The 12,130-nt window shown below is 70.5% G+C and carries 11 protein-coding genes; 4 read left to right on the top strand and 7 right to left on the bottom strand.

The features are described from left to right. Positions 1-110: 110 nt before the first annotated feature. The 7 genes from AB6V29_RS04145 to AB6V29_RS04115 all read right to left on the bottom strand — a co-directional run bounded on the left by AB6V29_RS04145 (position 111) and on the right by AB6V29_RS04115 (position 7,762). Positions 111-1,097 (bottom strand): ABC transporter substrate-binding protein, encoded by a 987-nt coding sequence (locus tag AB6V29_RS04145; RefSeq protein ID WP_369357208.1) that lies wholly within the window; start codon positions 1,095-1,097, stop codon positions 111-113. Positions 1,098-1,139: 42 nt separating this feature from the next. Then, complete coding sequence (locus tag AB6V29_RS04140) at positions 1,140-2,222, bottom strand: ABC transporter permease (protein WP_267788172.1); 1,083 nt, start codon at positions 2,220-2,222, stop codon at positions 1,140-1,142. Continuing rightward, a complete protein-coding gene (locus tag AB6V29_RS04135) occupies positions 2,219-2,998 on the bottom strand; it encodes an ATP-binding cassette domain-containing protein (RefSeq protein WP_210072821.1) in 780 nt (259 codons plus the stop codon). Before AB6V29_RS04135 ends, AB6V29_RS04140 begins: the two co-directional genes overlap by 4 nt. A gap of 2 nt (positions 2,999-3,000) precedes the next feature. Then, entirely contained in the window at positions 3,001-4,395 is a 1,395-nt protein-coding gene (locus AB6V29_RS04130) for an L-fuculokinase (protein WP_369357205.1), read from the bottom strand. After that, entirely contained in the window at positions 4,392-5,429 is a 1,038-nt protein-coding gene (locus AB6V29_RS04125; protein ID WP_369357203.1) for a hypothetical protein, read from the bottom strand. The genes AB6V29_RS04130 and AB6V29_RS04125 overlap by 4 nt, the downstream gene beginning before the upstream one ends. Then, complete coding sequence (locus tag AB6V29_RS04120; RefSeq protein ID WP_369357201.1) at positions 5,426-6,646, bottom strand: LacI family DNA-binding transcriptional regulator; 1,221 nt, start codon at positions 6,644-6,646, stop codon at positions 5,426-5,428. Before AB6V29_RS04120 ends, AB6V29_RS04125 begins: the two co-directional genes overlap by 4 nt. 90 nt (positions 6,647-6,736) lie before the next feature. Further along, on the bottom strand, positions 6,737-7,762 hold the full coding sequence (locus AB6V29_RS04115) for an aldose 1-epimerase family protein (protein ID WP_369357199.1): 1,026 nt from the start codon (positions 7,760-7,762) through the stop codon (positions 6,737-6,739). A 94-nt stretch (positions 7,763-7,856) separates the two neighbouring features. Here AB6V29_RS04115 and AB6V29_RS04110 point away from each other — a divergent pair, with 94 nt between their 5' ends. The 4 genes from AB6V29_RS04110 (at position 7,857) to AB6V29_RS04095 (ending at position 11,951) form a co-directional block, all read left to right on the top strand. Continuing rightward, positions 7,857-8,711, top strand: coding sequence for a class I fructose-bisphosphate aldolase (locus tag AB6V29_RS04110; RefSeq protein ID WP_369357197.1), 855 nt, complete (start codon positions 7,857-7,859; stop codon positions 8,709-8,711). Then, complete coding sequence (locus AB6V29_RS04105; RefSeq protein ID WP_267788182.1) at positions 8,708-9,862, top strand: Gfo/Idh/MocA family protein; 1,155 nt, start codon at positions 8,708-8,710, stop codon at positions 9,860-9,862. The genes AB6V29_RS04110 and AB6V29_RS04105 overlap by 4 nt, the downstream gene beginning before the upstream one ends. 122 nt (positions 9,863-9,984) lie before the next feature. After that, entirely contained in the window at positions 9,985-10,980 is a 996-nt protein-coding gene (locus AB6V29_RS04100; RefSeq protein WP_267788184.1) for a LacI family DNA-binding transcriptional regulator, read from the top strand. 68 nt (positions 10,981-11,048) lie between these two features. Beyond that, positions 11,049-11,951 (top strand): SDR family oxidoreductase, encoded by a 903-nt coding sequence (locus AB6V29_RS04095; RefSeq protein WP_307313293.1) that lies wholly within the window; start codon positions 11,049-11,051, stop codon positions 11,949-11,951. Positions 11,952-12,130: the final 179 nt, after the last annotated feature.

Raw genomic sequence — 12,130 nt, 5'->3', positions numbered from 1 at the left:
GCGAACGTGAGTGTCTGGACAGCGAGGAGTCCTGACCCCCTGAGGCGTCTGACGGGGGGGTGGATGCCGGGACCCCCGCGTCGGCGTGAGGGGCCCGGCATCCGGGTGGATCAGCAGCTGGACTTGTAGACCGCGTCCTTGCCGTCGGTGGTGATGTTGTCCTTCGTGAGGATGGTGAAGCCGGTCTGGATCTTCTCCTCCGTCGCCTCACCCTTCAGCGCGGCGATGGCCTGCTTGACGCCGTCTTCGCCGATGGTGGCGGGCTCCTGCGCGACGAGGGCCTGGACGGTGCCGGCTTCGAGGGCCTTGACCTGGGCGGGACCGGCGTCGAAGCCGACGATGGTGACCGCACCCTGCTTGCCGGCCTGCTGCACGCCGGTGGCGCTTCCCTCGGCGGCGAACAGGTTCGCGGCGAAGATACCGACGATGTCGGGGTCCTTCTGCAGCGCCGCCGTCACGATCTCGGCGGCCGTCGACGGCTCGTTGTGCGAGTACTGCACGCCGACGGATTCGAACTTCGAGTCCTTCTTGACGGCGTCTTCGAAGCCCTTCGCTCGGGCGTCCGTGGTCGAGATGCCGGGGTCGACCGACACGACGAGCACCTTGCCGCCGTTGGGGTTGGCATCCTGGATCGCCTTGAACGCGGCAGCCCCGCCGCCCTCGTTGTCGCTCGAGATCTGCGACACGGCACCCGAGGGGTCTTCCAGCGTCGTGTCGACGAGGACGACCTTGATCCCGGCAGCCTCGGCCGCCGCGATCGGCGCCTGCATGGCCGACACATCCGTGGGGGCGATCAGCAGCGCATCGGGCTTGGAGGCGACGACGGCGTCGACGATGGGCTTCTGCAGGGTGGGGTCGAACTTCTCGGGGCCCTGGGTGGTGACGGTGGCGCCTTCCTTGGCGGCTTCGGACTGGATGCCGCACTGCATGGAGATGTAGAACTCATCTCCGGCGACGCCCTGCACGAACGCGATCTTGTACCCGCCGTCTCCGCCCGAGGCGGAGCCCGACGAGGAGCCGCCGGAACACCCGGCGAGTACGAGGGTGGCTGCGGCGCCGAGGGTGGCGAACGCGAGAACCTTGTTGTTCCACTGCATTGTGATGACCGTTCTCTCTTGGTGGGATTCGGATGCCGGGCCTCAGCCGCGGCGTCCTCCGCTGACGAACTTGCGCCAGAGGCTCTGGGTGTTGCCGCGGGTCGCGGCGGTGCGACGCACCTGGTCGACGTAGACGGCGGTGATGAGCACCGCGCCCACCGCGACCTGCTGCCAGAAGGGCTGCACACCGGTGATGACGAAGCCGTTCTGCAGGACGGCGGGGATGAAGAGGCCGACCACGGTGCCGAAGATCGTGCCGACGCCGCCGAACAGCGAGGTGCCACCGATCACGACGGCCGCGATCACGTTGAGGTTGGTCTGCGACTGACCGGCGATGGCGGTCGTCGAGAACTGCGACAGCGCCAGGATGCCGGCGAGACCCGCGAGAGCGCCCGACAGCGTGTAGACCGAGATCAGGTGGCGGTCGACCTTCACGCCTACGCGGCGGGCGGCCAGCTCGCTCGAGCCGACGGCGTAGGTGTAGAGCCCGAACTTCGTGAAGTGCAGCACGACGGCGCCGATCACCACGACCACGAGCGCGATGACGCTGATGATCGGAAGCGACCCGAAGACATTGCCGTAGCCGATCGAGACCGTCAGCACGGTCGGCACGTCACGGATGTCGACGCCGCCGGTGAGGATCTGCGCGAGACCGAGCGCCATACCGAGCGAACCCAGCGTGACGATGAGCGGCGGGATCTTGGCCTTGGCGATGAGGAAGCCGTTCAACAGGCCCCAGCACACGCCGCTGAGGATCGAGACCAGGATGCCGATGGTCGCCACGCCCCAGCCCTCACCGCCGAGTGCGCGCATCGTCAGGGCCGAGACGACGCCCGAGAACACCAGCACCGAGCCGATCGAGAGATCGATGCCCGAGGTGATGATGATGTACGTCATCCCGACGCCCAGGACCGCGAGGATCGAGGCGTTCTGGATGATGAGGCGGAAGTTCGACCACTGCGCGAACGAGTCCGGCGCCAGGGCGCTGAAGATCAGCACGATGACGATGAGGATGATCAGGATCTGGAAGGCCTGCGCCTTGAGCAGCCCCGTGAAGAAGCGGGGCTTGTTCTCCTCGAACGTGCCGATGGCCACGGTCTCGGTAGGGGGTGTCCGAGTACTCATTTGGAGTCGTCCTTCGTGACGGCGCCGGTCATGAGCCCGACGAGTTCTTCCATGGAGGTGTTCTTGGCGTCGACGTTCGCGACGCGGGTGCCCAAGCGCAGCACCTGGATGCGATCGCAGACCTCCATCACGTGCGGCATGGAGTGCGAGATCAGGACCACCGCGATGCCCTTGTCGCGCACGCGCCGGATGGTCTCGAGGACGTTCTTGGTCTGGCGCACACCGAGGGCGGCGGTCGGTTCGTCGAGGAAGACGAGGCGTCCGGCCCAGTGGACGGCGCGGGCGATCGCGATCGCCTGACGCTGACCGCCCGACATCTCCCCCACCGGCGAAGAGAGCGAGCGGACGGTGGCACCGAGCTCGTCGAACGCGGCCCGCGAGGCCACGGCCATGTCCTTCGTCTTCATGAACCCGAGGGCTCCGGCGAGGCCGGGGCGGCGGATCTCGCGGCCGAGGTACATGTTCTGCACGGGGTCGAGGTGGGGAGCGAGAGCGAGGTCCTGATAGACCGTCTCGATTCCCAGTGACGATGCGATCTGCGGGTTGCTCATCTCGATCGGCTTGCCGTCGAAGAGGATCTCGCCCTCGTCGACCGCGAGGTTGCCCGAGAGGGCCTTCACGAGGGTGGATTTGCCGGCGCCGTTGTCGCCGATCAACGCCGTGACCTCACCGGGGTAGACCTCGAAGTCCACGTTGTTGAGGGCTCGGACGTGACCGAACTGGCGCGAGAGACCGCGTGCTTGCAGCACCGGGACGGCCGTTGTGACTGACGACATCGTCAGCTCCTTTCGTTGGTGAGGATGAGGGACGAAGACAGGAAGGTCGAGGCGACCGTGTCGAACGGTTCCGTCGAGGCGGCGAAGGCGGCGAACAGCGCCGCCCCGTAGGCCGTGCCCTCGTCGTGGGTCGAGACGGTGACCTCGGGCAGCAGCGCCGAACGCGAGCGGACGACGGATGCCATGGTCGACCAGCCCCCGGTCAGCACCGTCGAGGTCGGCGGGGCCACCTCGCGGTCCATCGCCGCCATGCACTCGGCGAGCATGTCGTTGCCGTGGCGCAGGCTCGCCGCGAACAGTTCGGCGGGGCTGAGCCCGTCGCTCTGGGCGACGATCTTGAGAACACCGTCGTCGTTGCGAGCGCCCGAGACCTCGAGGCCCCCATCGGCGAGCGTTCCGTCGACGGGAAGGGCGAGGGCGGCCTCGTCGACGACCGCGCGGCCCGTGGCATCCGTGATCCCGAGCAGCTGGAGCACGCGACGCATGAGCAGACCCGACTTCGTGCCCGCGAGCAGCACGTACTTGCCCGGGATGACGTGGCGCACGCAGTTGATGCCGGCGTGGGCGAGGCGCTCGCGCGCGGCGAAGGGGAGGGTGTCGTCGAGCACGCGCACGAGGGCCTCGGCCGTACCCATGGAGTCGTAGAGCTGGCCGGTGTGCGTGGCTCCGACGGCGACGGCGGACACCAGGTGGTCGTGGCCGGCGATGGTGAGGACCGCGCCTCGGAAGCCCGCGGGCATCGTGTCGTCGGTCAGCACGCCGACGGCCTCTCCGGCGCTCACGCGCGCACCGAGGATCGACTCGTCGACGCCCAGCACGTCGAGGGCGGCCTGCCACGGGGTGCTGTCGTCCTGATCGATGAGACCGGTGCGCGAGACGAGCGAGTACTCGGCCACCCGCGGGCCGCCGAGGGCGTGCACGACGAACTCGGGGACGTTGAGGAACGTCGTCCCCGCGAGCTCGATCCCGCTGTCGCGCAGGTGCAGGAGTTTGGCGATGGAGGCCAGCGGCCCCACCGGCAAGCCGGTACGACCGGGGAACTCGGCGCGGAACTCCTCGGGCGTCGCGACGATCTGGGCGGCCCCCCGCGGGTCGAACCAGGCCATGATTGGCGCGAGCGCGGTGCCTGCGGCATCGAGCAGCACCCCCGCCTCGGCCATGCCCGAGACGCCGAGCGCGAGGACGCGGTAGGCCTCGCCGAGACGGGCGTCGGCCTCGGCGGCGAGCTCGCGAACGAGGGCGATCGGGCGGTGGGCGGGCATCTCGGCCCGACCGTGGTCGAGGTTGGTCCAGGGCGAGGGGCGGCTCACCACGAGCACCTGACGCCCCTCGGGGGTGGCGACGAGCAGCTTCGTGCTGGTGCTGCCCATGTCGACGCCGACGACGTAGTCGCTCATCGCACCTCACCTCCGCGGAGGGTGCCGGGCCAGCCGGCGCCGGGAGCGGCGATGAGGACCTCGGCCTCGCCGGACAGGCGCCAGGTACCGAAGGCGTACGGCACGGCGTAGACCTGACCGCGCTCGATGTCTATCGATCCGGCGTCCGACACCAGCGCGCCGGATCCCTCGCGCACCAGCACCACCGCGAACCCGGCTTCGCGCGCCGCGGTCTCCCCCGCCGCGTCGAAGAGGCGGAAGTAGCGGTCGGCGACCGCGGGCAGGAGAGAGCGGAAGTCCGCCCCCGCCGGCGTCGTGCCCGTCGTGCTGATCAGGGCACCGAGGGCCTCGGCATCCAGCTTCTGGGTCGAGACCGCGGGCATCACCGCGTCGAATCCGAGGTCGAGGTGCGACTCCTCGCGCGTCGAGGTCGTGACCGACCACTCCAGCAGGATCGAGAAGTCGGTGGGCTCCTGCACCTCGGCGACGAAGATGCCGCCGTCGATCGCGTGCACGGTGCCGGCGGGAACGAGCACGCCCATGCCGGGGCGCACGAGCACGCGGTTCATGCGCGAGAGCATCCACTCGCTGTCCTGCGCGTCGCGGCGACGGTCCAGTTCGTCGCGGTCGACGGCCTGGTTCCAGCCGACGTGCACGGCGCAGTCGTCCTCGGTCTCGAGCACGTACCAGGCCTCGGTCTTGCCGTACGGGCAGTCGAGGTGCGCGGTCGAGAAACCCCGATCCGGGTGCACGTGGACGGGCAGGCGCTGACGCGCGTCGAGCAGCTTGACCAGGATGCCGAGATCGGCGGCATCGCGTCCGCCGCGGGCTCCCACCCAGGCCCCGCGATCGGCGGTGACAAGGTCGCGCAGGAAGTCGCCGCTGTCGGTGACGGCGAGGCCCACGGTGTCGGAGCCGAAGCGCGACACGGTCGATCCGAGCCACTCCTCGGGCTGCCGGTCGGTCTCGGGGACGATGCCCCGCAGCGCCGCGATGCGGTCGCCGCCGAGGTAGAAGTGCTGCACGGGATGGGGAGGCAGCAGGACGGGCTTCATGACGGGGCTCCCAGGGAGGCTGCGGCCGGGACGGCGACAGCGCCGGGCGGCTCGGGGTGGACGAGGGCGACCACCGCGGGCGACGTGCGCGCCGCGGTCACGGAATTGGACGGATGCAACGCCATCGGAGCGGATGCCGAGACGGATCCGGTTCCGCTGCGCTCGACCGATCCGGCGAAGGGCACCTCACCCGAACCGCGGGGCACGAGGCGCGTGGGCACGACCGTGCGGGTCGGGGCGTCGTCGGCATGCAGGGCCAGGTGGCGCAGGCGCCGGAAGGCCGCCGCGCCGAGCAGACGGGGGTCGTGGTCGACGTAGGTGATGCCGGGTTCGAGCACCTCGGCGAGGGTGAAGTCGCCGAACGAGATGAGCGCCGGCATCCGGAGTCCGCGCGCACGGATCGCCCGAACGGTCGCGATCGCGGCGAGGCTCGTCGCGCACAGCAGGGCGGTGGGAGCGTCGGGGCGCCCGAGCAGCAGCGAGGCTTCGGCGGCCTCTCCCGCACGGAATCGCTCGTGCGTGACGACGAGCGAGGGATCGAACGCCACGCCCGCCGCCTCGAGCGCCGAACGGTACCCGGCGAGGCGGTCGCTGACCGTGGGGTACGGCACGTCCTCGCCCATGAAGGCGACGCGACGGTGGCCGTGCGAGAGCAGGGCGGCGGTGGCCTCGGCCGCGGCCCCGAAGTCGTCGATGACGATGGAGTCGATCCCGGAGCGCACGCGGTCGACGGTCACCACCGGGCAGCGGTGGCGCAGTCCCGCGAGGACCGCGGCGGGGACCGCGACCGGCGCCACGATGAGACCGGCGAGACGGTGGCCGGTCAAGCGGTCGAGCTGGGCCGTCTCACGCGCCGCGTCGTAGCCGGTGCTGGCGAAGATCACGCTCAGGCCCTCGGCGATCGCGAGCTCTTCGACCACGCTCACGAAGGCGGCGAAGAACGGGTCGCTGATCGCATCGATCAGGATGCCGATCGTGTCGGCCTCGCGACGCTTGAGCTCGCGGGCGCTGCGGTCGGGGACGAACCCCAGATCGCGCACCATCTGCAGCACGCGGTCGCGGGTTCCGGGCAGGACTCCGGCTTCGTCGTTGATGACGCGCGACACGGTCTTGGGGCTCACGCCCGCTGCCGTCGCGACGTCGAGGAGCCGAGCGCGCGGGCGGGCCGTCGCGGCCTCGGCGACCGCGGTCACGGTCCGTCGCTCATCGTGCGTCATCGCATCTCCGACATCGTTGTCATTCGGGAGAGAACCCTGGGGCGGGCCTCGATGGAGACAGCATGAGCCCGACGGGACAACGTTGTCAAGTCACGGATGGATCTCGATGACATCGATGTCGAGACCGAGCTCCCACGATGCGCCCGGCGCGAGCGGACGCAGCAGCCCGCGCGCTCGCGCATCACCTCGACCCAAGATCGTCGGCGCCGTGGCCGGCTCCACCCCGAGCACCACCCCGTCATTCTGAGCGACCCGCCACTGGAACATCCCCGGCAACCGGGCGGTGTCGAACGAGATCCGGATGCCGAGCCCCGACGCCGCGACCACCTCGGCGCTCACGCGGCGATCGGTCGGCAGTTCGTGCGCGAACACCTGCTCGGGATAGCGCGCCGACGGCTCGGGGAACTCCGCCCACGACGACAACCCCGCCTCCGCGGCGACGTCGCGCGCGCGCACGCTCTCCGCCGGCGAGCGCAGGACCGTGCCCGCGTCCACCAGCGGCCAGCCGAGGTTCACGTGGTACAGCACCATGGGTTCGACCTCGCGCGAGCCGCGGTTCACGATCTCGTCGCGCAGTTCGATGCGCCCCTCGCCGAGCGGCACCCGCACGCTCCGCCGCAGCTCGAGGTGCGCGCCGAGAACGGTCGCCTCGACCACCACGGCCTCGACAACCACGGCGTCATGCCCCGCCTCGGCCCGGACGACGGATGCCGAGAGTCCGCTGTAACGACCGTGCTGCGGATGCTCCCCCTCGACGTCGACCGACGGCGGGCCGAACGAGAGCAGCCCGCAGGTGGTTACGAGACCGCCGCCGAACGCCGCGCCGAAACCGCTCGCCCCCGGGCGCGGCCAACCGGTGGGCGAGACCCACGCCAGGGGCACGCCGCGGTGTCGCACCTGGCCGAGATCGAGCCCGCGGTCGGGAAGCAGCTCGACGTCCAGGTCGCCGGCGATGAGCCGCAGGCGCCGGGTTCCGGCATCCGGTCCATCCGTGCGCACCGACGCCTCCACGGCCGCCAGGGCCGTGGCAGAACCCACGCGCCGTCGCGCGCCTTCGATCGACCGCCCGTACAGCTCACCCATGAGCCCCGCCTTCCTCGCCGTGACGCGGCTCACGCTAGCAGTGATTGACAACGTTGTCTTGCGCCCGCATACTGACCGTCGAGCGCAGAGCAGCGCCCCGACACGACGCTTCGGAGACCCACACCCCATGTCGAAACCCCGCCTCAACCGCCTCTTCAACGCGCGCTCCGGCCGCGCCCTCGACGTCGCCGTCGACCACGGCGCCTTCCACGAACACTCGTTCCTCACCGGCATCGAAGACATGGCGAAGACCGTCGCGACCCTCGTCGACGCCGGTCCCGACGCCGTGCAGCTCACGCTCGGCCAGGCGCCGCTGCTGCAGTCGGTCCCCGGCAAGCAGAAGCCCGGACTCGTGCTGCGCACCGACATCGCCAACGTCTACGGCGACCCGCTCGAGACGCCGCTGCACAGCATCCACGTCCCGGATGCCATCGAGGTCGCCGTCCGCCTCGACGCCGTCGCCGTGTGCGTCAACCTCCTCGACCTGCCCGGCGAACCGCAGGTGCGCGAGCAGTGCATCCGCTCGATCCTGGCGCTGCGCAGCGACGCGGAGCGCTACGGGATGCCGCTGATGATCGAACCGCTCGTCATGCAGACCAAGCCCGGAACCGGCGGCTACGGCGTCGACGGCGACACCGCCAAGGTCGTCACCCTCGTCCGCCAGGCACGCGAGCTCGGTGCCGACCTCATCAAGGCCGACCCCACCGACGACATCACCGAGTACCACCGGGTCATCCAGGCCGCCGGCGACACCCCCCTGCTGGTGCGCGGCGGGGGGCGGGTCGACGACCGCACGCTTCTCGAGCGCACGAAGGCGGTGCTCGAGCAGGGTGCTCGCGGCATCGTCTACGGTCGCAACGTCATCCAGCACCGCGACCCGGCCGGCATCACCGCGGCCCTCATGGCCGTGGTGCACGACGACGCCTCGGTCGACGAGGCCCTCGCCCTCATCGGCGGCACCGACGAAGGAGACCGCGCATGACCGGCAGGAAGATCGGCGTCGGCATCATCGGCGGCGGCCTCATGGGGCGCGAGATCGCCGCGGCGCTTCGGCGCTGGCCCGCTCTCATCGACCACCCCGCCGAGCCCGAGCTCGTCGCGGTCTGCGACATCAACCCGGCGGCGCTGTCGTTCTTCGAGCGCATCGACACGGTGCAGCTCACCACGACCGACCACCACGAGCTCCTCGCCGACCCCCGCGTCGACGTCGTGTACATCGCCGTGCGACACGACCTGCACGAGCGCCTCTACGTCGACACCGTCCGCGCCGGCAAGGCGCTCCTCGCCGAGAAGCCCTTCGGTATCGACCGCGCAGCCGCCGACGCGGTGGTCGCCGCGATCGACGAAACGCCCGGGTCGTTCGTCCGCGTCTCGAGCGAGATGCCGTTCTTCCCCGGCGCGCAGTGGGCGGTCGACTACGTCCGCTCCGGCGCGCTGGGCCGCATCGTCGAGGCGAAATGCACGTTCCTGCACTCGAGCGACATCGATGTGAACAAGCCCCTCAACTGGAAGCGGCAGAAGCAGTTCTGCGGCGACGCCGGTGTGCTCAACGACCTCGGCATGCACACGTGGCACGTGCCGCTGCGCCTGGGATGGACGCCCGAGAAGGTCGTCGGCATCCTGCAGGACATCGTCACCGAGCGTCCCGGCCCCGACGGCACGCTCCAGCCCTGCGACACCTGGGACAACGCGGTCATCCACTCGTGGGCGCGCCACGACGGCGCCCCGTTCCCCCTCACCACCGAGACCAAGCGCATCGCGCCCGGGCAGAAGAACACGTGGGAGTTCGAAGCCATCGGCATGTCGGGCGGCGTGCGCTTCAGCACCAAGAACCCCAAGCGCGTCGAGGTGTTCGCCTTCGTCGACGTTCCCGGGATCGGCCGCGAGCAGAGTTGGCAGAGCATCGACGCGGGCAGCCAGTCGGTGTGGCCGACGGTGACGGGCCCGAACTTCGAGTCGGGGTTCTCGGATGCCATCCTGCAGATGTGGGCGGCCTTCCTCGCCGAGTTCGTCGGTGAGCTCGGCGACGGGTTCGGCTGCGTCCGCCCCGAAGAGGCCGCGTTGACCCACCGCCTCTTCGCCGCGGCGATCGCCTCGCACGAGACGGGTGCGCAGGTCACGCCCGAGGCGTGACGACGGGAAGAGGGGGTGCCCGCCGCGTGCGGGCACCCCCTCTTCCTCGTTCTCCGGCGCCACCGGCGGTATCCGTATGCTCGAAGGGTGCCGACCCCGCGCGGCACCACCCGAGGAGACGCATGCGCAAGACCGGCCGGCCCACCATGATCGACGTCGCCGCCGACGCCGGGGTGAGCCTGAAGACCGTCTCGCGCGTGGTCAACGGGGAGCCGAACGTCGACCCCGCCATGATCGAGCGAGTGCTCGCATCGGTCGGCCGGCTCGGCTACCACCGCAACTCCCTCGCAGCCAGCCTGCGATCGGGCAACCGCGACACGATCGGATTCGTCGCCGCCGACCTCTCGAACACGTTCTACATGGCGGTCGCGGCCGCCGTCTCGGCGATCGCCACGCGCGAGCGCATGCACCTGGTCATGGCATCCAGCGAAGAGGATGCCGATCTGGAACGCACCCTCGCCCTCGACCTGTGCCAGCGTCAGATCGGCGGCCTTATCGTCGTGCCCACCGCGGCCGACCACTCCTACCTCTCCCGCGAGGTCGAGCTGGGAACGCCGGTGGTCTTCCTCGACCGTCCCGGCAGCGGCGTCCCCGCCGACGCGATCCTGCTCGACAACCGCGGCGGGTCTCGCTCAGCCGTCGCCGAGCTGCTCGAGAGCGGGCACCGCCGTATCGCCGTCCTGCTCGACTCCGCCGAGATCTACACGATGGTCGAGCGCCTCGCCGGAGCACGCGAGGCCTTCGCCGCCGCGGGTCTCACGCTCGACCCCGCCCTGGTCGTCGACGGGTTGCACACCCCCGCCGTCACCCGTGACGCGGTGCACCGGCTCCTCGACTCCGCCGACCCGCCCACGGCGGTCTTCTGCGCGAACAACCGCGTCACGATCGGGGCTCTCGAGGCAATCCTGCCTCGCGGCGCCGAGGTCGCCATCGCCGGGTTCGACGACTTCGAGCTCTCCCGCCTGCTCCCCCGCCGCATCCGCATCGTCGACTACGACGTGACGGAGCTCGGCACGCGCGCCGCCGAGACACTGCTGGCGCGGGGAGCCGACCCCGCGACGGGATCCCACACGCACCTCGTGTCGACGCGTCTCGTCGACCGGGGCGGGGTGTCCTGAGCCTGCGTGGCATCCGCTCCCCCGTCAAGGCCGCGCACCGCGGCGCCGGCTCTGCCTAACGTCGGAACATGACCTCCGATCGCGATCAGTTCACCTTCGACAACCCCGTCACTCGCTACGCGCGCGTCGAGCCGCCCGTGCAGCACCAGCCCGAGCCCGGCGTCCAGGCAGACATGACTCCGGTGCCCGACCTGGGAGAGAAGACCTACCGCGGGCTCGGCCGCCTGGTCGGGCGAAAGGCCCTCATCACGGGCGGAGACTCCGGCATCGGTGGGGCCGTGGCGATCGCGTTCGCCCGCGAAGGCGCCGACGTGGCGATCGTGCACCTGCCCGACGAGCAGCGCGACGCCGACCACATCCTCGAGCAGATCCGGGATGCCGGCCGCACCGGCGTCTCGATCGCGACCGACATCACCGATCCCGCGGCCTGCCGTGAGCTCGTCGCCCGCACCGCCGAGGCACTCGGCGGTCTCGACATCGTCGTGAACAACGCCGGCAAGCAGGTGATGGTGGACAAGGTCGACGACCTCGCCGACGAGCAGTTCGAGCAGACCTTCCGCACGAACGTGTTCGCCCCGTTCTGGATCACGAAGGCGGCGCTGGCCCACCTTCCCGAGGGGGGCACCATCATCAACACCGCCTCGCTCGAGGCGTATGTTCCCGCGCCCGATCGCCTCGACTACGCCGCGACCAAGGCCGCGATCAACAACCTGTCGAAGGGCCTCGCGCAGCAGCTCGCCTCGCGCGGCATCCGGGTCAACGTCGTCGCCCCGGGGCCCACCTGGTCGGCGCTGCAGGTGAGCCAGGGCGTCTCCGACGACCAGATGGAGCACTTCGACGACGAGAGCACGTACCAGCGCGCCGGTCAGCCCGCAGAGATCGCACCGGCGTTCGTCTTCCTCGCCTCTGCGGAGTCGAGCTACGTCTCGGGCGAGACCCTGAACGTCAACGGCGGCATGGTCACGCCGTAACCCGTGCGCCCCGATCGCCCCGGCCCGCCGCGTGCGGACGGGGCGATCGTCGTGTGCGAATCTCCTGAGGTCCGCGCGGCCCGACCTCGCATACCGGGTGGCGGCCCCGCACCACGCGGCGAGGGCCGCCGCTTCTCAGGAGTTCGGTACGCGGTCCCCGCACCGCCGATCGTCCCGCC

The organism is Microbacterium sp. 20-116, assembly GCF_041079415.1.
GTDB lineage: Bacteria > Actinomycetota > Actinomycetes > Actinomycetales > Microbacteriaceae > Microbacterium.
The sequence above is the reverse complement of the archived record's forward strand: the minus strand, read 5'-3'. Positions and strand labels throughout refer to the sequence as shown.

Bases quoted from the DNA above. Each gene is read 5' to 3' on its own strand.
- AB6V29_RS04100 (WP_267788184.1), top strand. From the start codon at position 9,985: ATGCGCAAGACCGGCCGGCCCACCATGATCGACGTCGCCGCCGACGCC.
- AB6V29_RS04120 (WP_369357201.1), bottom strand. From the start codon at position 6,646: ATGACGCACGATGAGCGACGGACCGTGACCGCGGTCGCCGAGGCCGCG.
- AB6V29_RS04110 (WP_369357197.1), top strand. From the start codon at position 7,857: ATGTCGAAACCCCGCCTCAACCGCCTCTTCAACGCGCGCTCCGGCCGC.
- AB6V29_RS04135 (WP_210072821.1), bottom strand. From the start codon at position 2,998: ATGTCGTCAGTCACAACGGCCGTCCCGGTGCTGCAAGCACGCGGTCTC.
- AB6V29_RS04105 (WP_267788182.1), top strand. From the start codon at position 8,708: ATGACCGGCAGGAAGATCGGCGTCGGCATCATCGGCGGCGGCCTCATG.
- AB6V29_RS04140 (WP_267788172.1), bottom strand. From the start codon at position 2,222: ATGAGTACTCGGACACCCCCTACCGAGACCGTGGCCATCGGCACGTTC.
- AB6V29_RS04125 (WP_369357203.1), bottom strand. From the start codon at position 5,429: ATGAAGCCCGTCCTGCTGCCTCCCCATCCCGTGCAGCACTTCTACCTC.
- AB6V29_RS04095 (WP_307313293.1), top strand. From the start codon at position 11,049: ATGACCTCCGATCGCGATCAGTTCACCTTCGACAACCCCGTCACTCGC.
- AB6V29_RS04130 (WP_369357205.1), bottom strand. From the start codon at position 4,395: ATGAGCGACTACGTCGTCGGCGTCGACATGGGCAGCACCAGCACGAAG.
- AB6V29_RS04145 (WP_369357208.1), bottom strand. From the start codon at position 1,097: ATGCAGTGGAACAACAAGGTTCTCGCGTTCGCCACCCTCGGCGCCGCA.